Origin of the sequence: Rossellomorea marisflavi, from assembly GCF_022170785.1 — a bacterium.
GTDB lineage: Bacteria > Bacillota > Bacilli > Bacillales > Bacillaceae_B > Rossellomorea > Rossellomorea marisflavi_B.
The window spans coordinates 652,006-678,298 of sequence record NZ_CP081870.1 but is presented as its reverse complement, the minus strand read 5'-3'; the positions used below and the strand labels follow the sequence as shown (position 1 = coordinate 678,298).

The following is a 26,293-nucleotide window of genomic DNA, read 5'->3' as shown; positions in this document are numbered from 1 at the left end:
TTCATCAAGATCACCATTCCCCTTCTTGTAAAGCATGGATTCTTCATTGAAATGGAGATAGAGAAAATACGTGGACCGTTCCTTTCCGCTGCAGGCGCTTGCTTTCCGCGGGGAGGAAGTCGAGCCTCCTCAGCTGCGCTTCCGGGGTCTCGACCTTTCCTCTATTCCCGTCGGAGTCAAGCGCCTTCCGCTTCAATGCACTCTTTGGTGGTATGAAGCATGCAAATTGGATAGTGGGCAGGGTACCTTCATTAAATAAGGAAATCTAAGTAGAGAATCCATGAAAACCGTCAGTCCTCGATGACTATTTCCATCAGGGGTATGTGCTGTCTCTCGTGCCAAATACGTTGCGATGTGAATCTTCCATCCCACCCTCCTAATCATCCAAGAGTGCCTTGCAGCGAAGGCGGGTCGACTCCTGCGGTTAGGCGGGCGGGGGAGACCCCGCAGGCATGAGGGGGCTCCACCGATCGCCCCGCGGAAAGCGACCCGCCGCAGCGGAAAGGCACGGTCTTCATTCTCCCTTAAACCTTCATAAAAAAAGATCGAGATGCGGATCCACCTACCTATGACGAGTTAATCGGAACCGAATTGAACCGAATTCCCTTCATCATCCCATAGTGCCCTACAGCGAAGGCAGGTCGACTCCTGCGGTTAGGCGGGCGGGGGAGACCCCGCAGGCATGAGGAGGCTCCACCGATCGCCCCGCGGAAAGCGACCTGCCGCAGCGGAAAGGCACGGACCCATCACCAATAAACCCCGGTGAACAATATAAAAAAGCCGCCACCCATCAGGAATGACGACCACACCTCAATACTCCTTCGACCTCGACTTCACGAAAATCAATCCCAAACACAAGAACACAATAAACACCAGATACAACACATTCACCATCTCCACACCCGACCAGTGCCATACCCCGAGCAAAATCTCCTTCATATGATAAAACGGATTAATATCTACAAAAAACTTCAAATACCCAGGAAGCTGATCCGTCGGGAACATCAACCCCGAGCCGAACAGCACATACTGGAACATGATGATCGTATACGGAAGCACCTGACGCGAGTTCTTGAACAGATTATGCGTCGACAAACTGAACAACAGCGTAATCCCGATCACGATCACAAACGTCAACAGGAACACGATCATATGATCCGTGATGGTCGTCTTGAACACGAATACCCCGATGGCGAGAATTTGGGCAAACCCGAGAAGCGAAAGCAGCACACCGCGTATGACGTACGTGAAAATGATCTGATAGATGCTGATGGACGACAGTACGAGCCGCTTATGAATCCCCCGCTCCTTCTCCGTTACATACTGCAGACCGATATTGAAGAATAGGACGAGGAATGAAATGAGTAATCCATAGATCGGGATATACGGTCCGAAGTTCTCAGCCCCGCCGATCGTATTACTGAAGATCTTCATGAAGACGAAAAAGAAGATGCCCGGCAATATCATGATGGGAAGGGCGAAGAAAGGCTCCCGGAAGAAGACAAGGAAATCATACTTACTAAGTTTGATCAGCGATTTATTCATTGGCCGCCTTCCTTTCTTTGATCACGTTGAAATAGGCTTCTTTGAAGTATAGGGTGCCGTGCTTATGCTTCAGCTCCCTCGGATTTCCCCGTTCTGCAATCATGCCCTTGTTCAGGATGATGACTTCATCGGCGTACATATCCACTTCTTCAAGGGAATGGGTGGACAAGATGATGGTGGCTCCCTGCTCTTTGGCAACGGAGATATTCGTCCACAAATCGTTCGTTGCTTCCGGATCGAGACCCGTCGTCGGTTCGTCCAGGAAAAGGATCTTCGGTGAGTTCAGGAACGCACACGCGAGGAGGATCCGTTTTTTCCACCCGCCAGACAGCTTCTCGAACTTCACGTTCAGATGGGATTCGAGTGAGAAGATCTCGATGACGTGGCGGACACGCTCTTCACTGATGTTATGGAAGGAAGCAAACAGGTCGAGGATCTCGGCAATTTTGAGATATGCGTACATCCCGCCTTCCTGGAAGACCACTCCGATATTCGAGCGGATCTTGGACAGATTCGCTGCTTTGGACAGGTCCATGCCGATGAGCTCTACTTCTCCTGAGTTCCACGGCTTCAAGGTCATGAGGATCTCGAGGAGGGTCGTCTTTCCCACCCCGTTCGGTCCCATCACGGCCAGGATTTTATTTTCCTCCACCTTGAAGGAGATATTGTTCAAGATCGTTTTCGAACCATAGGCTTTATTGAGGTTATTCACATTGAGGATCATGGTTACCAACCACCTTCTATGTCGATTAATTTGGAATTGAAGCTATCGTTATCAAATGCAAAGGCACCGTTGATGGGAAGCTGGACATCTTCTGCCAAGTGTTTGAGCGTTTCTTCATGAATGAAATAAAGGATCCGCTGGATGAGACCCGCTTGGATCATGGACTGGGGAACGGTAGGAAGGGCAGGCGTCCCACCATGGATCTTCCTGAAATCCGTGTATCCATAGCTTTCTTCTTTTAGCACCAATGGTCCGACGGTGAATTCATCGGTGTAGCATCCGTAGTGCACGGCGATCGATGAAGCGATCTGGCCCAGCGCCCTCTCTGCATCGATCAGATTCAATTCAAGAAGCCGGTTATCGATGATCCAGACACCCTCCTGGTCCTCCGGGATGACCCATTGGACCCTCTCACCGTAAAGCTCTTCAACCGAACTGGACCCGTGCATGGTCAGGAGCTTTTGAAGCTGGATATCCTCCCGTTCCCTCGACGAGGGCTCCACGATCGAGACACTCATCCCCAATGATGACAGGGTCCGGCTGAGGGTAAGGCTGGTTTCACTGATTCCCCAGAGGATGAAGGTTTTCTTCCCTTCGGATCCCCGATAGGTTTCATAAAGCGATTCCGGACGGATTGACCTTCCGAACTCATACTGTATGTAATCCTCTTTCAAAGCGGGATTTGTGAACCCCGCTAGGTCGAACAATCGCGGATGTGTCTGCAGCAGCTTCATGGCAAGCTTTCCTTCAATGCTTCCACTCAAGCTTTGAAAGGAGACGAAATGCCTCAGGACCGCTTCAAAATCCAGTTGGACCTTTTCGAATTGAGGACCGAGATTGAATTTGAGGATGATCTTTTCTTCCTTTTTATCAAGAACGATGACCTCACGCCGGTCCCTCGGATTGGATAGGATCATATAGTCGTCTTTCAACCTGATCACTTGATTCTCCATCGTCATCCTCCTAGTAGCGTATACAGCACCATCTTGTCGTCCGTGAGCTGCAGCATATTTTTGATTTCCCCTTCATGGAACCCTCCCAGCGGCACGGACGAGAGACCGAGGCTGGTACAGGTGAGAAGGAAATTTTGTGCCATGTGGCCGGCTTCGAGAAGCATGATCCTGTATGAAAGATCCATGTACTTTACCGATAGATCACGATCATTGCCCACCAGTACGACGACGCACTGGGCTTCCTTCAATGAGAAGAATCCGACGTCCGTGGAAGCGCTCAGCAGGGGAAGCTTCGCCAGATCGAGATCCTCCATTTCCACGAGCGTCCCTTCATTCACATTGAGCTTGTACACTTTTTCCTCGAGAAGACCTGATGCCACGGAACGGATGGTCGGAAGCAGGTAGATTTCCAGGGAATAGAACTGGCCGCCGGAAGGGTAGGTACGCTTTTTTTCCAAAGGCTCGCTGATACCGAAGCTGAATAGCAGGAGCTCCTTCAGTTCTTCTTCTGTTACATCCCTTTCGCCGAAATTCCATGATGTCCTCCTGTTTTTCATCACATCGGCAAAGGTTTTTCCTCCTGCCTGATCAAATCGTCCCGGGTCCATATGCCATTTGACACACTTTCCCTTCGAATCAAGGTCCCGGACCTCGTATTCCCGCCTTGGCGCCTTCCTCATCTGCATGAGCGGAGCATGACTTGACGACCGATGGTAATTCCGGTATCGCTGTGTTGTATCCCCTGCACTGAATGTAAAATCCCACTTCACTTCGCAACCGCTCCTTCTTTCTTACTTCCCGCGATCATCGCCACGGTGCTCTCCAGATTCGGCGGCAGGCCGATCCGATTGTTATACATGTGGATGTGTGAGAAGATCAAATACGAGAGAAGATTCCGCTTTCCCTTTCCGTTGATCCCCTCCACGATCTGGCTGATCCTATCCAGCTCCAGAGAACCACTCTGCCCGCCCATGGCCCGCTGCTTCCAGTACAGGGTGCGGAACCGCTCCCTCTGTACTGGATCGATGCTTCCTTGATCGAATCGGGACCAGAAGGCATTGTACCGACGGATGAGCTCATGTCCCTCTTCCTCTGTCAAAGCCCTGAGCATGTCGATGAAAAAGTCGCATGCCAGGAGCAGCCGCTTAGGTATCGCAGGACCCGCAATGCCTTCCAAATGCTTGAGGGCCAGCAGGCTGCTTTGATGAAAGATGGCCTCCGATTCTGCCATCACGTCTTCCCCACCATACCGCTCAAGCTCGGGTTCGTAGGGGATTTCCTTTATTGCCCCGTCTTCCATCCAATAGAGCTCCGCATCATCCGGCACCGTGCCATCAAAGAGTTGACGGCTGTAGAAGGCTTCCCTTTCCAGTGTGAAAGGGGGCTGGTAGTCCCGGAAAAATGCACGGCACCGCTGCTTCATCTCGCTGATCACATCGTTTGCATGCTCCGATTGGAAACGGAAACGGATATGGGGACCACCTTGCCAGTAACGGATGAAAAAGAAGGAAGAGACGTGCGTATCATCCACGATTCCACGCACCACCTGCTGAAGGAATCGATCATGCTCACTCATGTCATGGATGAAGATATGATAAGAATGCCAGTTCACTAGATTCACCTCCATGATTGCCGGGTAGCGGAAGTTCCGGATCCGAATAGGCATCCATATAGCTTCGACTCCCCTGTTTGCTTCAAGTATGCGTCATTGATATTTTTGAACGGGCGGGTGAAGCGCCCTTCTCCGGAAAAGGCAGCAGACATCTCCTGCACGCACATACCGGCGAGGACATGGGCGTGGATGAATGAAGCCAACTCACCGTTTCGGACGGATAAGATGATGGCAAGGGGCAGACCATCCAGGTTCATCGACCGTTTCCCTTCATAGAAAAGATCATTCAGACTCTCGAACCCTCCCATCCTCTTCGGTCCGCCAGATTCCATTCGATAGACCCCTTTCTCCATACCATCAACCGACTGCACAAAGAATGTCATCGACAGCGCCTCATAGCGTCCGGCTATCTCGAGCAGCCTGGCAAACGTCATCCCTTCCATGACAGAGGGGCGGGCAAACAGACCCAGCCTTCCGTTGAAGGATGTCCGGGCGCCCCTTGCCCTCCCTTCCATGGTTCCGGGAAGTGTCGGGATGGAGGGGGTGACCGACGCCGCTCGGGACATCCATCGCTCCATTCCAAGAAAATGAAGCTCTTGAACGAAGTCATCTTGGATGCCGACCCCGTCTTCACCGATATCGTCCCATCCGGATTCGATGGAAACCGGCAACTCCCCTTCATAGAATTCGATGAGGTCTCCTTTACGGAACGGGGCGAGGGGATGCATTTCATTATGGTTCCTGAAGGTAAATCGCCCCCTTTTCACTGATGGATATAGGTCGGCAAGTATGTGGCCGCACTCCATCAGGGCCAGTGGGAATCCAAACTCACCATATACCCCGCATACCCTGAACAGGTCGATGCAAAGGGAGAACCGATTCTCCCTTCCGCCACGTCCAACGAAGGCGAAACGGTCCCGGCCTGCATCGTAGACGTAACGGTTTCCACCAGCAGAGAAAACCGGGACGAACGGATGGATACCCCTTGGAGAAGGAACGGATTTACTAAAAGGATATGGACTTAGGGGGTCGTAAGAAGCATAAGCAAACGTCCTCCTGATCCACTCCGCGACTTCTGCCGGTACGTTCACCCCGTCCCGATATTCCAAGACTGTGGTTGGCGGCATCCTTCTCATCGAATAGGCATACCGGTTGCGTTCGTATCGCTCCTCCGTAAAATAAGGAAAAGGATCGACTACGGGAAGGGGTGGGGTTCGCATCCTACCTCCACCTCTCCTTCACTCCATGCTTCCAATCGTTCCATATTCAGCCTCTCGTTCTGCTTCCCGAATGTCATGGGCTGCAGAGTCGGGATGAACACTTTCACCACCGAAAGCCCCATCTCATCGATGAGTTCATTCCCCATGTCGGTGAAATACACCCGGGGATGGTGCTCCATTACCTTCTCGACGATTCCTTTAAATGAGAACGGGAAACGCGGAGCCATCTCCTCCACACGGATGCGCTCAAGATCGGCCATCCGATCGAAGAGATAGTCGAATGCACCGCTGTTCTCCCTGAAGGCATAGTAGTTCACGTGATCCTCCATGTGGGTGACGTTTTCCGGGCTGCCGATCAGGTGGGAGAGGCCCGGCTTTTCAGCTCGGAGCTTCTCTTCATACACGATGACCGAGGTACCCGCTTCCACAAGGGCCGCGAAAATCGCTGCTTCGGGATCGAAGTGTGAGCCTGCGGCATTGTAGAGATGAAGCTGCCCATCTGCATCGGTGTTACGGAGCAGGACCCATACGGCTGGGACCTCTGTCTCGAGGGTGATGTCGAATAAGTATGTCTCGTATCCGAGCTGATCAAGCGTACGGAGGATCCCTTTCACATGGGGATTCGCCAGGCTTTCCTGATCAATGATTCGTGGAAGGCGCTTCGTATACCAGTGGACGAGGAAGCAATCCCGCTCCACCGCCTCGAGGATCGCATACACCAACGCCTCTTCCACACTCCCGCCAAGGGCAGTCCCATTGGACGTCTCGTATAGGAAGCGGGTTTCACCCCTCAGAAGCTGATTATCAAAGTACATCATCTGCTCCGGTATCAAGAATGCCTCTCCCGTCCCTACTTCCCGGCAGCTCGTCCAGTGGAGCTTGCGGTCGGGATCTAGGGGGCTCCGCAGAATGTAACGCCCGGGCGGCACCACCTTTTTATTATTTGCAACAAGCTCTTCATAAGAGGCAACGATGGGTGCCTTGAATCTCGGGACCATGCTTGAATAGCGTTCAAGGAGCTCAAGGATGGCCGCATTCCTTGATTCCGCGATCCCCGTCGTTCGCCCATATGAATAGAACGTCCGATCATGGATGACCGCTTCGATGGCGTACATGGGGATGATATTCGATTCTGCATCGCGGAAGAGTGCTCTTCCGACTCCTGTGTCGGCATCAATCAGTTCATCTTCATACCGTTTCAGAAGCTGGGAGATCTCTTTTCCTGATTTCACCCTAAAATGGGGTTCGTCTGTCAGATGAAGCTCCGTTTTCCGCTCTTCTTCCCATTCCACCCCACACTCTGGACAGAACGGATTCTTGCGGAATTTCTTCCAAGTCACCGACCACGACCGCTTATCGATGACGAGGACGCGATTGATGAATGAATGAACATCCAATCCATGGAGATCGTTCCCACAATCCCTTTCACCAGGTCCTCTCAGTTCTTGGTCAAGGATCGAAGCAAGGTTACTTCCATTTGAGGTAAGGTATGAGGTGAAGCAGGTAAAGCAGGCGTGTCCGCGCTCCTTTTTCCACGGCCCTACGAAAAGATGGCTGTTTCGGTCCATGATGGGAAGCCCGGTTTCAGTCATGACCGTCATCCTGCGTCACCCCTTTCAAACTTTCCTACATATAGCCCTGCATCTTCCACATCACCCTGGTAGATCCATGCCGATTCCGTGATCGGGATGTCCGAAAGCTCACGGGTCAGCTCTGCGTGGATATCGGATGGAGTCTTCTGTTCAAGGGGGAAAGGGATGGCCCTAAATGAACCTTCCAGCGTCCCTTCACAAACTTCAAGACCATTGAGCAGATGACCGGTCACCCATGCAAGCGCCCGGCTCAGTTCCCTGCCAAGCTCGATTTCCGCCGTACCTTTGTAGAGCACCCGGCGGTCTTGGTCGACCAGGTATAAGACGAATACATCTTCTCGGAACAGTGTCTCGAGGATGACCGCAATCTCATTGATCGAGTCCGTCTGTGCCAAGATTGAACCGATGCGCTCTTCATATCGTGCCGGCAACGCAGCAAGTTCGACGAATTCCCCTGTCTTACCGAGGAAAGGGATCATCCCCCTGATATAAAATCGCTCCTTTGAGTAGTCTGCTACCCACCCACTGTCATCGATGCTGCCCAGATACCCTTCGATTCCCCTTGTCAGGGCGTGAATGGCCGCATCTTTATACTCATAGTCGATGCTTCGATGCGTAAAGTCCTGGAACCGGATTTCATACGGAGCCACATGGAGGTGAACGGGGAATTCCGGGTCTCCCTCATTGATGGACACATCCAGGGAATGAAAGCTCGTCCACCGCCCTTCAAGCTTCTGGATGAAGGAAAGGTCGGGATCCGCGTCCAGGAACTTCCTCTCATACAGCGGGAGGGTCGAGGTGACATCTTCTTTCCCCATAACGGCAGACTCACCGGTGTCATACAGCACGGTCACGAGCTTCTTGCGACGGGGATCCACGATATGCTTGACCCATTCCGCCAGTGCCCTTACACCTGCAACCCGTTTTCCCAGTTCCAAGGGACCCCCGCTCCGCTCTCTCTGTACGAGACCCTTAGCTAGTTGAAGATCACGTTCATTCTCATGGATGAAGAAAGCATGATGACCATTGTCATGAAGAATGACAAAATCCCCGGGGTCTGCAAGACCGATTCCATCGATCCAGCGTATGGTCCGTTTTTCCCCTTCGCCTGTCTGCAGATCGTTTTCGTTGAGTAGCCCCAAAATGGATGGTGGCGCATCGATCACATCGACCGGGGTCGAGACGATCTTATCCCACACCGTCCTGTAGTCATCATAGGCGTTCTCCACGTAACGAAGAAGGAAAGGCTCATTGTCGTGCAAGGGTTGATCAAGGAGCCCCTGGTGGAGACAGAACTTGAGCACCCTTTTATAGTCTGTGGACTTCCCGTCCAGATCTGCGGAGGAACCACCGTTGAACTCCCCCAGGATCCCAAGGAACTCTTCATACAGCCCCTTTTCCATCCTCACCTTCTGAAGCGTGTCATTCTTCTGGATATGAAGCACATCTGAACTCTCATCAAATGACGGGAAGAAATTCGTTCTCGTTTTAAGGAACAAAGGACTCTCCCCTTTCTTTGAGGATCTCGTCCCATGTGGTCCCGTTTTCCTCAAGGATTAACCGGCTCACGATATAGCAGGCCACGTTTTTCTCATTGAAGGAGACGCCGATCATATGGATGAACTTATAGACCACGTTGATCAAATACTTGAAGCGGGCATGCTCCTCGTGGTCGAGGAGCCCCTCGATATTCCTCGCCATCAGTTCATCATGGAATCCACTCCCGATCTCTCGGATGTTTTGATAAAGGAGCTCCCGCTGCTCCCGATGGGAATAATAGCCTTCCTCTTCGCCTGCCAGACCTTCAAGATTGGCCGTGATCAAGGAGTCGATGCTTCCGATCGTCACTCTCCAATCCATGCCGAATGCTTCTTCGTAGTCCTTTCCTGCAAAAAGCTCACGGGGGTTCAATACGTCGTACACCCGCTCGTAGGTGTTTATGTATGCCTGCTTTTTCTTCATGGATTCAGCAATGGCGAGGACCCCCTCGATATTGGATACATATACGAGAACCGCGTATTTTTCCTCGAAGCGCGAGTAAGGGAGCACATCCCTGAAGAAGCGTGCGGTATGGCTGATCTTCGCCGTCTGATCCATCCCTCTCCACTGTGACAGGTGGTGATTGATGAAGGATTGCATCTTGAATAGGGCTTCGGTATGGACCTTCAAGTGAAGGAATGAGTGGAACCTCTTCTTCACATAGGACTCCGGGATGGTGCCGGCTTCTACCTCTAGATGATTCAGATGGCTCACGTCGCGATGCTCGCGTCTCTCCATCCCTGCAACCACTGCCGTGTTCTTTTGATAGGCTGCCAGATTGCGAAGGATCTCCCCTTCGTCGATTTCTCCATGTTCCCTCATGCAGTGGGAACGGAAACGGGACTTTACGTCTTCCAGGTTCACATCCCCCTCCAGCACGATCCTATAGTTCGGCCCCCCGAACCAGTCACGCTCGGCATGGAAAGGGACACCGAGTTCCATGAAGTAAGGGATCACCCAGTCGACATACACCTTCGCCTTCTGCTCCTCACTCCCGAAGAAGAACAAGCGGATTTCCGTCAAATCATTCAGGCTTTTCATCCATGCTCACCTCCACCTGGTATTCTATGTTATGATTTTCGCCCCCGCCTGCCGGATAAAGCTCCTCCACAACCAATCTTGATTCTTCCTTCAGAAGCTTGACCCACTCTTTGAAAAACAAGGGGGATAATAGATTCATATACTGAGGTTTCATATCCGATCGATTCGATTTATCAAAGTCGTAGGTCTCTGCGTCCACAATGCGGCTCACGAAGAATTCAAGGGGCAACCCGAGCTCCTTGAAGCGGGTGACCGTCTTCCGGTAAAGATCGTACACCTCTTCCTCCTGCAGGAAGTGTGACGTATCAAGTAGCCATTTCTCCCTCATGATCACCAGATGTCCAAGATGGAGCCTTGGGATGTGATCGATCACAGGCCGGGTTTCCTCATGGATTTCCCAAAGTTTCACCAGACCGGGATCGAACCTCGGCGTCAGCCCCGTCGAAAGCATCCGGATGCTCGGGGGCATCATATAGTCGACAAGACTTCCGATATAGTCAATCTCAAGCGGGCCATCCTCTCCGACAATCTCTATGAGCCCACTCTCTTCGTTGTAACGATAGTGAAGATCATTACTCCAGTGGGCCGTTTCATCGGCTGGATTCGTCTTGCTTCCCGGAATGAGGAGACGTTGGTTCAGGAACGTCTCATGCCGATTCGCGTTGAATCCGAATCCCTCGCGTATCTCAAGGACATCCGGGCACATCTGTGCGACATATTCCTTGAAACGGGAATCTCCATAGATCGACGGGCTGTATTGGAAATAGCGGGTGAACAGCTTCATATGACCCGCATACAGCTTGTTCAGAATATAGCCGTCCTCTGTTTTCTGGAAGAGTGCTGTAGATGAGAGATGTTCTTTGCTAAATCCGGTCCGCTCCATGAATGAATCGTACAGAGCTAGGATTTCATCTCCGATGAGTCGGCCGTCCCCATGCTTTGCTTTTTGGAAAAGGTCCCGGATCTCCCCCTTGATCTCCTCCATCACCTGTCCGCCAGGTGATTTCAAATCGGGTACACCCGCCAAAATATCGGTCCAATTCGTGAATTTCATCACTTCTTCCATATACAAGTCGCGCACTTCTTTTTTCCTGACGGCCATGGACTTACCTTTGTAGCGTTGGTGGAACCTATGGGCGAACTCATACTTGAACTGAAGCGGGATACTCGTCAGAATGGCAAGCTTCTGAATGATGCCGATCTCACGGATGAAGGATTCAGACAGTTCAAGATCGGTGCTAGCGGGTGCCAGATAGTCCTCATAGAATAGATTTTCTTTCGTGAACGTATAACCAAAGGATTCCTCGATCCTTGCAAGACGGCCCATGATCTTGGAATAGATCCCGAAGCGTTCCTTCCACCCTGATCGCCTATATTCATCCACCAGGCCGTCGATCGCTTCCATCGTCTCGACGACAAGCTTGATCTTATGGTGTTCAGGTAGGGAGCCGAGCTTCTTGTAAAAATCCCCGCGTACATCCTTTGCGTACTCATCGAGTTCAAAATCGGCATACAGAATCCCTTTCTTCAGAAGGCCATCAACAAAGAAGCGTTCCGCCTTCTCCTCTGAAGTGAAAGGCTCAAGGAGGGAGAGGACTTCTTTGTAAGCGATGGGACGATTGAAGTTGGAGAGGGCCGAGAAGATCGGATTGTCCTTCGCGATAAAATGGTTTTCGATGTTGTTAAAGATTTTCCCCCGGTTCAAGTCGATCCGGGAAGTGAAATCCACGATTCCATCTTCATGCCTACCGGAGTAGAGGTACGTAAGATAAGGGATGAAGGCGGGATCGTTGGCAATGAGCTGAAGGATTTTTTGCCATATGTAATAATTCAATTCAATCTGATATTGGGGTGCAGGAGCTTCTGGTTGGGGTGTGAATGATTTCAGGTCGATACTGGTGAATGAGCTGAACGGACTGGTTTTGAAGGTGGAACGGGAGGCGATCCGAAGCAGTGTGCTATCGATTTTTTTCACCTTTGATTTGTGCGTATCCGGCGGGGTGGACAGGAACTTATCGAGCTTGTGATGCATCTGATGATTCACCAAGGGCAGCGGATTCGTCACGACCGGCTTTTCTTTGAAGAGGGTCCACAGATGTTGACGGTGACTGGCCTCGGTTGCATGGAAAAGCGCTTCACCGGCAGCACGATCTTCTTCGATGAAGTCGCGTACCAGACGGTATTCCTCCAAGGCGTCCGTCACGGCTTCTTCCTCCTTGAGGCCTTTCCGATTGAAGACCTTCCGCTTCACATTCAGGAGGGAGGGATCTTTTGTTTCGTGAAAGTCGACTTCAAGTGCCGCCACCACTTCATCCTTCATGCGCTGGAACGACTCCAGGTGCAAATGGGATTCAGTGACAAAATCAACGAGTTCAGTGGAACGGAGTGGTGCGAAATCGCTGTAGGATAACGTGTTTTCTCTGATCAAGTACCACGGGAAGAGCATTTTGTATACCACACTCCATATGTATTTTCTGTAAATTCAAACTACTTGAATCGTAACAAACTATTGGGTGCCCTTCTATCGTTTCGGAATAAATTCCAACATTCAGGAGGTAAGTCCCGGTTTCAAACGACTTGATTTGGGGTAAAAGGAGACCGGAAAACCGGTCCCCCTTCATTGCATCAACCGCCGCAGCTTACGCAAGCGCCACAGCTGACACATGAACATGATCCGCAGCATGACGTACTTCCTGATGAACTGGACCCACTAGTAGCCCCTGTTTCTGATAACATCATCGATTCTGATACTTCCATCACTTCGATGGACTCTATTTCTTCTAATAAGGATTCGATTTTAAGATTAGTAGTCATCATTAGTCCCCGATTCTTCAGAATTCGTTATCCGCAGCTTGTACAACCGCCACAGCTCACGCAAGAACATGATCCGCAGCATGATGTACTTCCTGATGAACTGGATCCACTAGTCGCACCAGTTTCTGATAGCATCATGGATTCTGACACTTCCATGACCTCGATAGATTCGATCTCTTGAAGCAAGTCTGCTACTTCGTTATTTGCCGCCTTTATCATTTCATTTCCTCCCCCGATCGATTTTAGCCTCCACAGCTGGTGCAGGCACCACAGCTTACACATGAACATGATCCGCAGCATGACGTACTTCCCGATGAGCTCGACCCACTCGTCGCCCCGGTTTCAGACAGCATCATGGACTCTGATACTTCCATCACTTCAATCGATTCGATTTCCTGAAGCAAGGACTCCACACTGTTCAATGTCCCATTACTCATGACCTTTTCCCTCCCTTCCCTTGGAATCATGAAAATATTACCACACTGTTAATAAAGGATTCTAGTTGAATTTTATTAACCTTTCTGAATTGTTTAACAATAACTATACCTGCATAGCACCCATTTTTCTTCCCTTCACCTCTCATCCAAAATGAGAAAGATATATTGAAAATACCGCTATCTAGTCCGAATGAATCAACACATCCAAATGACTAGAAATAGATCTGCAACTCCTTTGTTGTGTGATGGAACAACCTTTGAACATGAGAACATTTTTGCAGTGATCCGTACCCCCTCCTAATACTAGTTCCCCTGACCCACTTATATATAATGAAAAATATTCTTTCAGGAATAATATTAATTTCATCATTAAATTCTATCCCCCACTATTTACAGGGTTCGATTACCTCATGATCTATTATTTAACTTTTCTACTATAATGATATTTTTTTATGTAAGTCACCGCTTTTTTTCTTACCTTCTTCCTTTTCCAATCCTTTTTCGATCATATGTCCTAAACCCTGACAAATGGTTCATCCTCATATTGCCAAAATGAAGGGAACCCGTTACCATCTAAGAATAACCAACATAGACTGGAGTCCGTGCATATGAATAAACAATTATCATTTCGCTTCTGGGTCCTTGTGGCCATCGTGTCGATTTCGGGATTCTCGCAGGGGATGCTCCTGCCCTTGATCGCCATCATATTTGAACAGGACGGCGTGTCTTCTTCCTTGAATGGATTGAATGCCACTGCGTTGTATATCGGGATCCTTATTGCTTCCCCTCTCATGGAAAAGCCCCTTCAGAAGATCGGGTATCGTCCCATGATCATCATCGGCGGCATCACTGTGGCCGCCGCCATGCTTCTTTTCCCTATATGGAAGACCTTCTGGTTCTGGTTCTTCCTCCGACTCTGCATCGGGGTGGGGGATCATATGCTTCACTTTGCGACACAAACCTGGATCACGTCGTTTTCACCAAAGGAACACAGGGGTCGCAATATCTCCATCTACGGGCTGTCCTTCGGGATCGGCTTCACCGTCGGGCCGCTCATGACCCAGCTTCTCGCCGTTCATGAGGCGCTTCCGTTCATCATCTCTTCCGTCATGACGCTTATCGTCTGGGGCTTCGTCTTCAAGCTGAAGAATGAATTCCCCGAAACAGAGAATATGGGGGACGCCACCTTCGTCGGATCATTCCGCCGGTTCGGGAAAGTCCTTCGATACGCATGGGTAGCCCTATTGCCTCCCCTCGGATATGGGTTCCTTGAAGCATCATTGAATGGGAACTTCCCCATTTTCGCCCTAAGGAACGGGATATCCGTGGATGCCGTGGCGGTCCTTCTTCCTGCTTTTGCGGCGGGGAGCATCTTATCACAGCTCCCCCTCGGGATCCTGAGTGACAGGATCGGAAGGCAGAGTGTTTTGATTGTCGTGATGATCATCGGGACCGGCTGTTTCACGGCGGCGGGATTCGTTTCCCATTCCACCATCGGCCTCTTCACCTGCTTCGCCCTTGCCGGGATGGCCGTCGGATCGACCTTCTCCCTCGGGATCAGCTATATGACCGACCTCCTGCCGAAAGAGCTTCTGCCAGCGGGCAATATCATGTGCGGGATCTTCTTCAGCTTCGGGAGCATGATCGGTCCGTTCATAGGTGGAGTGACGATCGAGAAGCTTGAAGGATCTAGTTTCTTCTATATGATTGCCACCATGCTGCTTGTCATCTTCATCAGTCTTGTGACTTTTTCCCTTCAAACGAGGCGAAGGGAAATAGCAGAAAAATACTAGCACATAATCCTTTCCTTCTCCATATAGATGTGATAGTATAAATTATAATAATTATAAATTACTGATTTGAAAGTTTGGATCTCAATAGATTTGCTGTCATCCTATCCGGTGGCAGCTTTCGTCGTTTTATAAGGGTACTGATGTTGATTATTATTCTCATTGAGAACCATTCTTTATCAATTAGTTCCATCACATTGGAGGAGGAATCCACTATGAGTTCACAGTCCAAAGCGCTAAGTCTCGGGAGTCCCGGTAGCAAGCTCCCACTTCTTGAAAAAATCAAACCCCACGCCGAACTGATTGCCGCCCTTGTCAGCGGGGTCTTCATTCTCCTCGGCTGGCTCTTCTCGAAGGATGAGTCCTCCTTGAGCATCATCTTTTATCTTCTTGCATTCTTCATCGGTGGTTTCGCTAAAGCGAAGGAAGGCATCGAGGAGACGATCGAAAACAAAGAATTGAATGTGGAGATGCTCATGATTTTCGCTGCCGTCGGCTCGGCCATCATCGGCTACTGGACTGAAGGCGCGATCCTGATCTTCATCTTCGCCGTGAGCGGAGCCCTGGAAACGTACACGATGAACAAGAGCCAAAAGGAAATCTCAGCCCTCATGGAGCTTCAGCCTGAAGAGGCATGGCTCATAACGGAGACCGGTGAGAAGAAAGTGCAGGTCAGCTCCCTTGATATCGGTGACCTGATCCTCATCAAACCAGGCGAGCGTGTACCGACGGACGGGATGGTCGTAAAAGGCAGCACCTCTATCGATGAAGCAGCCATTTCTGGAGAAGCGGTCCCTGTCACCAAGTCAGCGGATGATGAAGTATATGCCGGAACCGTGAACATCAACGGGGCCATCACGGTCAAAATGACAAAACCGAGCAGCGAGACCCTGTTCCAAAAGATCATCGATCTCGTCCAATCGGCCCAGTCGGAAAAGTCCCCTTCCCAATTGTTCATTGAACGGTTTGAAGGGACCTATGTCAAGATTGTCCTTGCCGTCGTAGTGCTGATGATGTTCCTTCCCCACTTCGCATTGGGGTGGAGCTGGAATGAAACCTTCTACCGTGCCATGGTGCTCCTTGTCGTCGCTTCACCGTGTGCCCTAGTGGCGTCGATCATGCCGGCGAGCCTCTCTGCCATCTCCAACGGGGCACGCCACGGAATCCTTTTCAAAGGCGGAGCACATCTGGAAAACCTGAGTAACTTGAAAGCCATCGCTTTCGACAAGACTGGGACATTGACAAGAGGCAAACCGGTTGTCACAGACTTCCTGACTTCTGAAGATGAAGCAAAGACCCTTCAAGTGGTTGCTTCTATCGAGAATCAGTCGAATCACCCCCTCGCCCAGGCCATCGTCAAGCACGCCCGCAGCGAAGGGATCCAACTTGCCCAACCCGATTCTCTTGAAGACATCTCGGGGTGGGGAGTCAAGGCCGTCATGGACGGCTCTGATTGGAAGATCGGAAAGGCCGATTTCATGGGCACCGCTGCATCAGCTTTCATGGATGGCAGGTATGAAATCTTGGCTTCTGAAGGAAAGACGACGGTATTCGTCGAGCGTGACGGTGTCATCATCGCCCTCATCGCGTTGAAGGACGTTGTACGAAAGGAAACCGTTGACGCCCTGAAGCTCCTTGCCGATGAAGGCGTTGAAACGATCATGCTCACCGGGGATAATGAGAAGACCGCCCGTGCCATTGCACAGGAATCAGGCGTCTCATCTTTCATTGCTGAATGCCTTCCTGAAACCAAGGTGGATGAACTCAAGCTTCTGAAACAGGACTTCGGGACCGTCGCCATGGTCGGTGACGGAATCAACGACGCGCCTGCCCTTGCCACAGCCAACGTCGGAATCGCAATGGGTGAAGGAACAGATGTCGCCTTGGAGACAGCCGATGTCGTCCTGATGAAAAACGATCTGACCCGGATCGCAGAAGCCATCAAGCTGTCAAAGCGCATGAAGCGTATCGTCCAGCAGAACGTCGTCTTCTCGATTTCTGTCATCATGCTCCTCATCGCGTCCAATTTCCTTCAAGTCCTCGATCTCCCATATGGAGTCATCGGGCATGAAGGTAGCACCATCCTGGTGATCCTGAACGGGTTGCGATTGCTTCGTTCATGATCCCGCCCAAAAGACCTCAGCCGGAGAATGCACTCACCGGCTGAGGTCTTTTATGTTAATAGGATTATTAGAATGGAAATGTTTTGTTCTGACGCTTCGTCTCGTTCACCATTTGAAGTTCTGTCGCATCGAAGTCAAGGGCTACAAGCTGCATGGCATTCTCAAAGACGATGCGGTCAGATGTTGATACTTCCTCTTCGTCCATCGTATAGTGGACAATCGCAAGACCGTCTTTAAGAGAAACCTCCTTTACTTCCAGCCCTTCTGTTATGGCTGATGCGTAAAACGCGTCCTCTTGATCAACGGTCTGCATCATCTCGATGGTTTCTTGAAAAGACAAATCCTCTCCACCAGCCCCTTCATCCAACTCACCTGCTGGAAGGAACCATGTTTGCTTCCCTTCTTTATCATAGAGGGTATAGTACCCCTTCGACCTTCCCCTTTCGTCAGCCACCACGATCGGGGCATCCACCTTCCGTTCGGCTACCGTGATGTTCTCTTCGCCTTCCGGATTCACAAACGTGATCTCCTCGATGCCATAAAGATGACTGATCCCCAACAGAGAATCATAAAACATCGAATGCTGCGCAGAAGTGGCGGAAAGAAGGTTTCCATCCTCTTGGAAATCCACCCTAAGATTCTGCCCCTCGACTGTCAGCTTGGTGTAAGATTCAAGGATCTTTTGTTCCGAAGGATCATTCTCCATGAGAGAAGCCGCCAGGCGCTCTTCCCTATTCTGATCCTTCCCGTCATCCCGTTTGATTGTGAACATCGTCAAAAATTCCCGCCCTGTATCATAGGTGTCGGTTTCAATGAAGTAATCTGATGTCACATTGACTGTTTCATAAGAGGCAGCTTCGTCTTTTGTTTTTCCCTCATCGGTCTCTGTATCCATCTGTTCAGTTGTTTCCACTTCTTCCTTGGCTGTCTCATCCACATGCTTGACATCTGTGTCCACCGCATCCTTTTCAGTGCTTTGACAACCTGCAAGAAGGAATGCCATGAAAACCACTCCTGCGATGCTCACCATTTTATTCACCTGAAAAGCCTCCTTTTTTTACATATATCCCCTCTTCTTATCTTTATTAACATCAAAATCTTATTACTCAATAAATCTCTCATCCTCTATATTTCTCTCAAAAAACCAATTGACTTTATCGGAATAGTAAGATATCTTATATCTAATCAGAATACTGCCGATTGGACAACCAAAGGCCCTAGTCGAAACACATGACTGGGGCTTTCTTGTTTTTCATCTGCTGTAATGAAAAAATCATGGAACTAATTCCGATTAAGTGAATATGATTAGTTTAAATTAGAATATCCCAGTGCTGATCAGACAAACTGAAGGCCGCCGCTTATTACACATAGCGCGGTCTTTTTTTGATAAATAAACAATTAACGAGGGGGAACTCACATGGTTAAAAATGCATTGATTGGGATCATCGTAGCTCTGGTCTTTTATGCTTCAGGCTGCAGTCAGGGCGAAACCGCCGGTAAAAAAGGAAGCGATTCAAAAGAAGCTGTGGAATTATTGAACGTGTCGTATGATCCGACAAGGGAACTTTATCAGGAATTCAATAAAGAATTCGCCAAGCACTGGGAAGGAGAGACCGGACAGAAGGTCACCATCCAGCAGTCCCATGGAGGTTCAGGAAAACAGGCACGATCTGTCATTGATGGATTGGAAGCGGATGTTGTCACCCTCGCCCTCGCCTATGATATTGATGAAATCGCGGCAAAACGCGGAATCATTTCAGAAGACTGGCAGTCAAAACTTGAAGACAATTCCACGCCTTATACGTCCACCATCGTCTTCCTGGTACGGAAAGGAAATCCGAAGAATATACAGGACTGGGACGATCTGATCCGTGACGACGTATCCGTCATTACACCGAATCCTAAGACATCAGGCGGAGCGAGATGGAATTACCTTGCAGCCTGGTCCTATGCAGATAAGACATACAACGGTGATGAGAAGAAAATCAAAGGATATATGAGGGATCTGTTTAAAAACGTTGAGGTCCTGGATTCAGGCGCACGTGACGCGACAAACTCCTTCGTTCAACGGGGACTGGGTGACGTGCTGATTGCCTGGGAGAATGAAGCGTATCTCTCCATCAACGAGCTTGGAAAAGATGAGTTCGAAATCGTGAATCCAACACTCAGCATCCTTGCCGAACCACCTGTAGCCGTCGTGGATAAGATTGCCGAGAAGAAAGGCACAACCAAAGTTGCCAAGGCCTATCTTGAGTATCTCTATACAGAGACCGGACAAAGAATTGCCGCTGAAAATTACTACAGACCGCGTGATCCTGAGGTGTTGAAGGAGTACGGCGACAAATTTGCCGATATTGAGCTCGTGACCGTGGATGATGCATTCGGTGGCTGGCAAAAAGCACAGGAAACCCACTTTAATGATGGGGGAACATTCGACGAAATCTACGCTGAATAGCACGAAAGGTAACAGGTGATCACATGACCAGAGGAAAAATCCGCTCAACGAAACGCCACAATGTATTACCTGGATTCGGTTTGACAATGGGGTACACGACGCTCTACCTGAGCATCCTTGTACTCCTGCCCCTTTCCATGATCTTCTTCTACACCGCCAGGATGGGATGGACCGAGTTCATTGATACCGTGTTGGATCCCAGGGTGATCGCATCCTATAAGCTGAGTTTTGGGGCCTCTTTGGCCGCCGCCCTCATCAATGTGGCGTTCGGCGTCCTTCTTGCATGGGTCCTTGTCCGCTACCGGTTCCCCGGCAAGAAAATCATCGATGGACTCGTCGATTTGCCATTTGCACTCCCTACAGCCGTAGCTGGAATCGCACTGACGACGGTCTACGCTCCAAATGGTTGGATCGGCAGCCTACTCGGGTTCAAAGTCGCCTTTACCCCAATCGGTGTCGTCATCGCATTGATCTTCATCGGACTTCCATTCGTGGTGAGGATGGTTCAGCCCGTCCTTCAAAATCTAGAAAAGGAAGTGGAAGAGGCCTCCTCTTCCCTGGGGGCCAGCCGCCTCCAGACGTTCAGGAAGGTCATCTTCCCTGAGCTTCTCCCTGCGGCCCTGGCAGGGTTCACCCTTGCCTTTGCCCGGTCCCTTGGGGAATATGGTTCCGTCGTATTCATCGCTGGCAATATGCCATTCAAGACGGAGATCACGCCCCTGATCATCCTGACGAAGCTGGAACAGTTTGATTATTCCGGGGCCACTGCCATCGCCACGGTGATGCTGGTGACGTCTTTTCTTTTACTACTGGTCATCAACTTGATTCAATGGTGGACCAATCGCAAATTCATTCACAGGTAGGAAGGAGGAAATGCTTTGTCGGGTCATCCGCCAATCGAACGCTCAACCGCACCGGTTATACAGGCAAGGGGGACGACTGATCCACAATGGGTGAAGTGGTTGCTTATCACCATTGCCCTCTTGTTCCTGGGTCTGTTTCTGATCCTGCCTCTCATTACAGTCTTCCTTCAGGCATTCGATAAAGGATTGGACGTCTACATGGCAGCCATCACACAGCCCGAAGCCCTTTCAGCCATCAAGCTGACCCTGCTCGTAGCTCTCATCTCGGTCCCTATGAATGGCCTGTTCGGCATCGCAGCCGCCTGGGCGATCACAAAGTTCCAGTTCAGGGGCAAGAACATCCTCATTACGCTCATCGATCTGCCTTTTGCCATCTCCCCGATCATCGCAGGACTCATCTTCGTCCTGCTTTTCGGAGCACAGGGGGTATTCGGTGACTGGCTGTTCGAGCATGATATCAAGATCGTCTTTGCCGTCCCAGGTATCATCCTTGCTACATTGTTTGTCACCGTCCCCTTCGTAGCCCGGGAGCTCATCCCCTTGATGCAGGCACAGGGCACATCCGAAGAGGAGGCGTCCATCACCCTCGGTGCAGGAGGGTGGAAAACCTTCCTGCATGTCACCCTGCCGAACATCAAATGGGCCCTTCTTTACGGCATGATCCTCGCAAATGCCAAGGCCATAGGGGAATTCGGTGCCGTATCCGTCGTATCGGGCCATATACGCGGACTCACGAATACGATGCCCCTCCATATCGAAATTCTGTACGGAGAGTACCAATTTGCCGCCGCATTCGCCGTCGCGTCCCTGATGTCCATCATGGCCATCATCACACTTGTCATTAAAAGCTTCCTTGAATGGAAGGGACAAAAACAAACGGACGTCCATGTCCACTGATAGAGAGGGAATACTATGAGCATAGTCATTGATCACGTGTCAAAATCATTCGGAACGTTCCAGGCCCTTTCGGATATCAACCTCGATATCCAAACCGGAGAATTGGTGGCCCTCCTTGGTCCATCGGGCTCGGGGAAGACATCCCTCCTCAGGATCATCGCCGGACTCGAAGCCCCCGACAATGGGTCGATCCGTTTCGATCATCAAGACATCACCTCCATCACGGCCAAAGAACGGGGAGTCGGATTCGTCTTCCAGCATTATGCCCTCTTCAGGCATATGACCGTCTTTGAAAACGTCGCCTATGGGCTGAAGGTAAAACCGAGGAAGGAGCGTCCATCCCGTAAGGTCATCAAAGAAAAAGTCCAAGAACTCCTCGATCTTGTGAAGCTGGGGGCCCTGGCAGACCGCTACCCTTCCCAGCTGTCAGGCGGTCAAAGACAGCGCGTCGCCCTCGCAAGGGCACTTGCTGTTGAACCGAAGGTCCTTTTGTTGGATGAACCTTTCGGAGCCCTCGATGCCAAAGTGCGGAAAGAACTGCGAAGATGGCTTCGCCGTCTTCACGATGAATTCCAGATCTCCAGTATCTTCGTCACCCACGACCAGGAAGAGGCACTGGATGTAGCCGATAAAATCGTCGTCATGAATCAGGGACGCATCGAACAGATCGGCACTCCCATCGAAGTATACGAGAACCCCCAGACGCCGTTTGTCTACGACTTCCTCGGAAGTGTCAATATCTTCAAGGGCCGCCTTCATGAAGGAACCCTCGTACACGGGGATCTCGTCTTGAATACCCCGAACCTCACTCATTCGGGTGGGAGTGAAGCGGCCGCTTACGTTCGCCCACATGACCTCACCATCAGCAAAGAGATTCAGGGTGACGAAACCGTTCAGGCCACCGTCAACCATCTCCACATTGTCGGAGCCGTCGTCCGAGTCGAGCTGATCCGGGCCGATACGGACGAATATGTGGAGGCTGAAATCACCAAAGAGCGATTCCGCGATCTCGCCCTCGAAATCGGAGAATCGGTTTACATCAAGCCAAGACATCTGAAGGTGTTTCCACCGGAGGATTATGTTATCTAAACACAAATGTCCATTACCTGATCCGTCAAGGTAATGGACATTTGTTTATGTACACAGGGATTCGGCATGTGCTGGATGGAGTCCTGTCTCTTTCGCTCACGCATCAGTCCCCTTCCTTACTTTTTATCCGCAATCAATGTGAATAATCCCGGCATCTTTTCCTCAAATCCTTCCGGGGTTCCTTCCGGAAAGGCCCATCTGATTCCTGCTTCTTCTTCCAAGTGCTGGATTGTAAGACCTGCCCTCACCAATGACGTGATGACTTCCCCCAGTGTCCACCTTCTGATTGTATTTTTTGGGAGGGACTTTTTTTGTTCTTCGGGTAGGTGGATTGCATAAGCCACATCAACTTCTTTCATATCACGGTCAAAGTAATCCCCCTCAACCGTCATCATCCCATCCTTTGCCCTCAATACTTTCGACACCATCGGGTGATAATCACGCAGGATGAATCGTCCTCCCTTCTTCAACCCCTCATGTATCAGGGCGAACAATGGGTCGAGATCAAGGAAATAATGCAACACGCCCAACTCCAATACAATGTAGTCCGCATCCGAGATCTTTTGGGTTTCCGGGATGTCTAGGACGTCAGAAACGATATAGGTCACTTTTACCCCTGCAGCTTCTGCCAACTCCGAAGCGTAACGCGCATTATCCTTTGAAAGATCGACAACTGTCACACCCGCTCCAAGGAGTGCAAAAGAAACGGCCTTGTTTCCTTTCGATCCTAGCAGATTCACAATCTTTCTTCCTTTGACTCCATTCATATAGTTCAGGTAGTGTTCAACGGATTTCCGAGGGTTATGTTTAATCTTCTCAGCATATTCTGCCGGAACGCCATGCCGGTTTACCCACGCATCATACGCATGTCGATTCCACCCTGTCTCGTTAATCTGGCTCATGTCTTTCTGGTTCATTAACATCTCTCCCATTTTTTTCTACCTCTTTATTTTTAATGATAATATACGTCTTCTAAACTTTCTATTGCTTTCCTCAAAAAGATATCTTACAATAATGCTATATTAATGCAAACGGTTGCATTAACCGTTTACACTTTTGTATCTTTTTATAGCGAAAGCCATGCTTAACAGATAGAAAGATCGTGTTTAAAAATGAAAACGCACACATAGGGAGGAAGTACACATGAAGAATTTATTGTCTTTTGATTTCTGGCAGAAGTTCGGGAAAGCCCTTCTCGTCGTTGTGGCCGTTATGCCGGCTGCCGGAATCATGATCTCCATCGGGAAGCTGATCGGCATGACCGGCGGAGACTTGGTTTTAGTGCAAACGATTGCAAGAGTACTAGAAGACATCGGATGGGGAATCATTACCAACCTGCATATCCTCTTCGCTGTCGCCATAGGGGGATCATGGGCGAAGGAACGTGCCGGTGGTGCATTCGCTGCCCTCATAGCCTTCATCTTGATCAACCGGATCACCGGTGCCATCTTCGGCGTCAATGCCGATATGCTGGCGGATCCTGAAGCTACGATTTCGTCCCTGTTCGGTCAGACGCTCGTCGTTTCCGACTATTTCACTTCCGTCCTCGGGGCACCGGCCCTCAATATGGGCGTATTCGTCGGGATCATCTCCGGTTTCCTCGGAGCGAATCTCTTCAATCGATTCTACAATTATGACAAACTTCCGGATGCCCTTTCCTTCTTTAACGGGAAGCGTTTCGTTCCGTTCGTCGTGATTGCGGGTTCCATTGTAACCGCTATCGTGATGTCCATCGTATGGCCGTTCATCCAGGGTCTCTTGAATGACTTCGGTCAATGGATCGCTACATCACGGGATACGGCACCGATCGTCGCTCCATTCATCTTCGGAGCACTCGAGCGTCTGCTGCTTCCATTCGGCCTTCACCATATGCTCACCGTGCCAATGAACTACACAGAGCTTGGCGGGACGTACACCATCCTTACAGGCTCAGGCCAAGGATCTACGGTCGCAGGTCAAGACCCGCTATGGCTAGCCTGGATCGCCGACCTGAACAACTTCCTGTCCGCCGGAGACACAGCAAGCTACAAACAGCTTCTTGGCGACGTAACACCGGCCCGTTTCAAAGTTGGTCAAATGATCCTGTCCACTGCGTCCCTTATCGGTATCGCGTATGCCATGTACCGCAATGTGGATAAAGACAAGAAGAAAAAGTACAAATCCATGTTCCTATCTGCAGGCCTTGCTGTATTCCTGACAGGTGTCACAGAGCCGATCGAATTCATGTTCATGTTCGCTGCCCCGCTTCTTTATGTGGTATACGCCATCATGACAGGACTTGCCTTCGCCATCGTGGATCTGATCCACATCCGCGTCCACTCCTTCGGATTCATCGAGCTCCTCACCAGGACGCCGATGATCGTGAAAGCCGGACTCTGGCTCGACCTTGTGAATTTCTTTATCGCCTGTCTCGTGTTCTTCGGACTGAACTTCGGAGTGGCCAACTTCCTGATCAAGCGCTTCAACTTCCCGACACCGGGACGTAACGGTAACTACATCGAGGACGAAGTCACCCAGTCGCAAGGTGCAGTCAAAAAAGATTCCGTCGCTCCGAAAGTAGTCGCACTACTCGGAGGCGAAAGCAACATCGTCGACGTGGATGCGTGCATGACGCGCCTTCGTGTCACCGTAAAAGATCCTAGCCTGGTGGGTTCAGAACAGGAATGGAAAGCAAACGGGGCCCTCGGCCTTATCACAAAAGACAAAGGCGTCCAGGCCATCTACGGCCCGAAAGCCGATGTCATCAAATCCGATATCCAGGATATGCTGGGGGCGTAAGGATGAAGCTCCTCACCCTCAACTGCCACTCCTGGCTTGAAGACAATCAGTGGGAGAAACTCGGGATCCTTGCCGATACCATCGCGGAAAGAGAGTACGATGTCATCGCCCTGCAGGAGGTCAATCAGCTCATATCGGAAGAGGAAGCGTTCGTCAAAGAAGACAACTTTGCTCTCCTCCTCCTCCGGGAGCTGGAGAAACGCTGTGTCACAGGATACTCATTCATATGGGACTACGCCCATGTCGGGTATGATCGCTTTGAAGAAGGCGCAGCGCTTTTGACCCGGCACCCTGTATTGGAAGAGCACCGATTCCATGTTTCAAATGATAAAGACCCAGCCAATTGGAAAACCCGTAAGGTCATCGGGATCACCATCCCCGTTCGCGATGAAAAGGTCACCTTCTACTCCTGCCATCTTGGATGGTGGCAGGATGAAGAAGAACCATTCATGAACCAGGCTGACCGTCTCTTTGAAAAGGCAGCTGATCCCTTCTTCCTCATGGGCGATTTCAACAATGATGCCAACACACGTGATGAAGGCTATGACTATCTGATGAACAAAGGGCTGTGGGACACCTTCCAACTTGCCCAAAAGCGCGACAATGGCACTACCATCCAAGGCGATATTGCTGGATGGGATGGGAATGACAAAGGATTGAGGATTGACCTCATCCTCTCCAGCCGCAAGATCAACGTCCACTCTTCCGCCGTCATCTTCAACGGAACCAACCGCCCCATTATTTCCGACCACTACGGGGTTGAAGTGGAACTGGATTGGTGAATACTAGAGAATGTCCTGATGATGGGCATTCTCTTTTTT

Annotated in this window: 22 protein-coding genes; 8 read left to right on the top strand and 14 right to left on the bottom strand. The window is 50.4% G+C overall.

Annotation, left to right across the window (positions count from 1 at the left end; all coding sequences use genetic code 11):
* Positions 1 to 810: 810 nt before the first annotated feature.
* The 12 genes from K6T23_RS03445 to K6T23_RS03390 all read right to left on the bottom strand — a co-directional run bounded on the left by K6T23_RS03445 (position 811) and on the right by K6T23_RS03390 (position 13,477).
* Complete coding sequence (locus tag K6T23_RS03445; protein WP_048006874.1) at positions 811 to 1,545, bottom strand: ABC transporter permease; 735 nt, start codon at positions 1,543 to 1,545, stop codon at positions 811 to 813.
* The gene (locus tag K6T23_RS03440) at positions 1,538 to 2,269 is read right to left on the bottom strand and encodes an ABC transporter ATP-binding protein (protein ID WP_053072233.1); all 732 of its coding nucleotides are present in this window, start codon (positions 2,267 to 2,269) and stop codon (positions 1,538 to 1,540) included. Before K6T23_RS03440 ends, K6T23_RS03445 begins: the two co-directional genes overlap by 8 nt.
* Positions 2,270 to 2,271: 2 nt before the next feature.
* On the bottom strand, positions 2,272 to 3,222 hold the full coding sequence (locus K6T23_RS03435; RefSeq protein WP_238283585.1) for a hypothetical protein: 951 nt from the start codon (positions 3,220 to 3,222) through the stop codon (positions 2,272 to 2,274).
* Positions 3,223 to 3,224: 2 nt separating this feature from the next.
* Positions 3,225 to 3,992 carry a SagB/ThcOx family dehydrogenase gene (locus K6T23_RS03430; protein WP_148797073.1) on the bottom strand — a complete coding sequence of 256 codons (768 nt, stop codon included), beginning with the start codon at positions 3,990 to 3,992 and terminating at the stop codon, positions 3,225 to 3,227.
* Positions 3,989 to 4,834, bottom strand: coding sequence for a thiopeptide-type bacteriocin biosynthesis protein (locus K6T23_RS03425; protein ID WP_238283584.1), 846 nt, complete (start codon positions 4,832 to 4,834; stop codon positions 3,989 to 3,991). Before K6T23_RS03425 ends, K6T23_RS03430 begins: the two co-directional genes overlap by 4 nt.
* Positions 4,835 to 4,839: 5 nt before the next feature.
* The gene (locus K6T23_RS03420; protein ID WP_238283583.1) at positions 4,840 to 6,054 is read right to left on the bottom strand and encodes a nitroreductase family protein; all 1,215 of its coding nucleotides are present in this window, start codon (positions 6,052 to 6,054) and stop codon (positions 4,840 to 4,842) included.
* Positions 6,030 to 7,655 (bottom strand): YcaO-like family protein, encoded by a 1,626-nt coding sequence (locus K6T23_RS03415; RefSeq protein WP_056533131.1) that lies wholly within the window; start codon positions 7,653 to 7,655, stop codon positions 6,030 to 6,032. Before K6T23_RS03415 ends, K6T23_RS03420 begins: the two co-directional genes overlap by 25 nt.
* Positions 7,652 to 9,145: a hypothetical protein gene (locus K6T23_RS03410; RefSeq protein ID WP_238283582.1), complete on the bottom strand. Its 1,494-nt coding sequence runs from the start codon at positions 9,143 to 9,145 to the stop codon at positions 7,652 to 7,654. Before K6T23_RS03410 ends, K6T23_RS03415 begins: the two co-directional genes overlap by 4 nt.
* Complete coding sequence (locus K6T23_RS03405) at positions 9,135 to 10,226, bottom strand: hypothetical protein (protein ID WP_238283581.1); 1,092 nt, start codon at positions 10,224 to 10,226, stop codon at positions 9,135 to 9,137. The genes K6T23_RS03410 and K6T23_RS03405 overlap by 11 nt, the downstream gene beginning before the upstream one ends.
* Positions 10,210 to 12,654, bottom strand: a complete 2,445-nt coding sequence (locus K6T23_RS03400; protein ID WP_238283580.1) for a lantibiotic dehydratase — start codon at positions 12,652 to 12,654, stop codon at positions 10,210 to 10,212. The genes K6T23_RS03405 and K6T23_RS03400 overlap by 17 nt, the downstream gene beginning before the upstream one ends.
* Positions 12,655 to 13,067: 413 nt before the next feature.
* Complete coding sequence (locus tag K6T23_RS22345) at positions 13,068 to 13,175, bottom strand: hypothetical protein (RefSeq protein ID WP_367024395.1); 108 nt, start codon at positions 13,173 to 13,175, stop codon at positions 13,068 to 13,070.
* Between the two features lie 107 nt (positions 13,176 to 13,282).
* Positions 13,283 to 13,477: a thiazolylpeptide-type bacteriocin gene (locus tag K6T23_RS03390; protein WP_079514794.1), complete on the bottom strand. Its 195-nt coding sequence runs from the start codon at positions 13,475 to 13,477 to the stop codon at positions 13,283 to 13,285.
* 608 nt (positions 13,478 to 14,085) lie between these two features.
* Here K6T23_RS03390 and K6T23_RS03385 point away from each other — a divergent pair.
* Positions 14,086 to 15,270, top strand: a complete 1,185-nt coding sequence (locus K6T23_RS03385) for an MFS transporter (RefSeq protein WP_079514793.1) — start codon at positions 14,086 to 14,088, stop codon at positions 15,268 to 15,270.
* A gap of 212 nt (positions 15,271 to 15,482) precedes the next feature.
* On the top strand, positions 15,483 to 17,390 hold the full coding sequence (locus K6T23_RS03380; RefSeq protein WP_079514792.1) for a heavy metal translocating P-type ATPase: 1,908 nt from the start codon (positions 15,483 to 15,485) through the stop codon (positions 17,388 to 17,390).
* Between the two features lie 67 nt (positions 17,391 to 17,457).
* Here the strand turns inward: K6T23_RS03380 and K6T23_RS03375 are convergent, their stop codons facing one another.
* Positions 17,458 to 18,429: a hypothetical protein gene (locus K6T23_RS03375; protein ID WP_238283579.1), complete on the bottom strand. Its 972-nt coding sequence runs from the start codon at positions 18,427 to 18,429 to the stop codon at positions 17,458 to 17,460.
* 378 nt (positions 18,430 to 18,807) lie between these two features.
* On the opposite strand from K6T23_RS03375, the gene K6T23_RS03370 reads away from it, so the two are divergent.
* From K6T23_RS03370 to K6T23_RS03355, 4 genes are read left to right on the top strand one after another with little or no spacing between them, the layout of a single operon-like run.
* On the top strand, positions 18,808 to 19,845 hold the full coding sequence (locus tag K6T23_RS03370; protein WP_079514790.1) for a sulfate ABC transporter substrate-binding protein: 1,038 nt from the start codon (positions 18,808 to 18,810) through the stop codon (positions 19,843 to 19,845).
* A 23-nt stretch (positions 19,846 to 19,868) separates the two neighbouring features.
* Positions 19,869 to 20,708 (top strand): sulfate ABC transporter permease subunit CysT, encoded by an 840-nt coding sequence (gene cysT, locus K6T23_RS03365; RefSeq protein WP_238283578.1) that lies wholly within the window; start codon positions 19,869 to 19,871, stop codon positions 20,706 to 20,708.
* A 15-nt stretch (positions 20,709 to 20,723) separates the two neighbouring features.
* Entirely contained in the window at positions 20,724 to 21,605 is an 882-nt protein-coding gene (cysW, locus tag K6T23_RS03360) for a sulfate ABC transporter permease subunit CysW (protein ID WP_420493490.1), read from the top strand.
* Positions 21,606 to 21,620: 15 nt separating this feature from the next.
* Positions 21,621 to 22,694, top strand: coding sequence for a sulfate/molybdate ABC transporter ATP-binding protein (locus K6T23_RS03355; protein WP_079514787.1), 1,074 nt, complete (start codon positions 21,621 to 21,623; stop codon positions 22,692 to 22,694).
* Positions 22,695 to 22,810: 116 nt separating this feature from the next.
* Here K6T23_RS03355 and K6T23_RS03350 read toward each other — a convergent pair whose 3' ends face one another.
* Positions 22,811 to 23,611, bottom strand: a complete 801-nt coding sequence (locus K6T23_RS03350; protein WP_079515377.1) for a class I SAM-dependent methyltransferase — start codon at positions 23,609 to 23,611, stop codon at positions 22,811 to 22,813.
* A 226-nt stretch (positions 23,612 to 23,837) separates the two neighbouring features.
* On the opposite strand from K6T23_RS03350, the gene K6T23_RS03345 reads away from it, so the two are divergent.
* Together K6T23_RS03345 and K6T23_RS03340 are read left to right on the top strand one after the other, a co-directional pair.
* Complete coding sequence (locus K6T23_RS03345; protein WP_079514786.1) at positions 23,838 to 25,472, top strand: PTS transporter subunit IIBC; 1,635 nt, start codon at positions 23,838 to 23,840, stop codon at positions 25,470 to 25,472.
* A gap of 2 nt (positions 25,473 to 25,474) precedes the next feature.
* Positions 25,475 to 26,254: an endonuclease/exonuclease/phosphatase family protein gene (locus K6T23_RS03340; RefSeq protein ID WP_238283577.1), complete on the top strand. Its 780-nt coding sequence runs from the start codon at positions 25,475 to 25,477 to the stop codon at positions 26,252 to 26,254.
* The last annotated feature ends 39 nt before the right edge of the window (positions 26,255 to 26,293 follow it).

What these genes read in the sequence shown, in the direction of transcription:
- K6T23_RS03440 (WP_053072233.1), bottom strand. Translation starts at nt 2,269, where the DNA reads ATGATCCTCAATGTGAATAACCTCAATAAAGCCTATGGTTCGAAAACG.
- cysT (WP_238283578.1), top strand. Translation starts at nt 19,869, where the DNA reads ATGACCAGAGGAAAAATCCGCTCAACGAAACGCCACAATGTATTACCT.
- K6T23_RS03340 (WP_238283577.1), top strand. Translation starts at nt 25,475, where the DNA reads ATGAAGCTCCTCACCCTCAACTGCCACTCCTGGCTTGAAGACAATCAG.
- K6T23_RS03415 (WP_056533131.1), bottom strand. Translation starts at nt 7,655, where the DNA reads ATGACGGTCATGACTGAAACCGGGCTTCCCATCATGGACCGAAACAGC.
- K6T23_RS03380 (WP_079514792.1), top strand. Translation starts at nt 15,483, where the DNA reads ATGAGTTCACAGTCCAAAGCGCTAAGTCTCGGGAGTCCCGGTAGCAAG.
- K6T23_RS03390 (WP_079514794.1), bottom strand. Translation starts at nt 13,477, where the DNA reads ATGAGTAATGGGACATTGAACAGTGTGGAGTCCTTGCTTCAGGAAATC.
- K6T23_RS03420 (WP_238283583.1), bottom strand. Translation starts at nt 6,054, where the DNA reads ATGCGAACCCCACCCCTTCCCGTAGTCGATCCTTTTCCTTATTTTACG.
- K6T23_RS03350 (WP_079515377.1), bottom strand. Translation starts at nt 23,611, where the DNA reads ATGAACCAGAAAGACATGAGCCAGATTAACGAGACAGGGTGGAATCGA.
- K6T23_RS03435 (WP_238283585.1), bottom strand. Translation starts at nt 3,222, where the DNA reads ATGGAGAATCAAGTGATCAGGTTGAAAGACGACTATATGATCCTATCC.
- K6T23_RS03405 (WP_238283581.1), bottom strand. Translation starts at nt 10,226, where the DNA reads ATGAAAAGCCTGAATGATTTGACGGAAATCCGCTTGTTCTTCTTCGGG.
- K6T23_RS03445 (WP_048006874.1), bottom strand. Translation starts at nt 1,545, where the DNA reads ATGAATAAATCGCTGATCAAACTTAGTAAGTATGATTTCCTTGTCTTC.
- K6T23_RS03345 (WP_079514786.1), top strand. Translation starts at nt 23,838, where the DNA reads ATGAAGAATTTATTGTCTTTTGATTTCTGGCAGAAGTTCGGGAAAGCC.
- K6T23_RS22345 (WP_367024395.1), bottom strand. Translation starts at nt 13,175, where the DNA reads ATGCTATCAGAAACTGGTGCGACTAGTGGATCCAGTTCATCAGGAAGT.
- K6T23_RS03370 (WP_079514790.1), top strand. Translation starts at nt 18,808, where the DNA reads ATGGTTAAAAATGCATTGATTGGGATCATCGTAGCTCTGGTCTTTTAT.
- K6T23_RS03355 (WP_079514787.1), top strand. Translation starts at nt 21,621, where the DNA reads ATGAGCATAGTCATTGATCACGTGTCAAAATCATTCGGAACGTTCCAG.
- K6T23_RS03385 (WP_079514793.1), top strand. Translation starts at nt 14,086, where the DNA reads ATGAATAAACAATTATCATTTCGCTTCTGGGTCCTTGTGGCCATCGTG.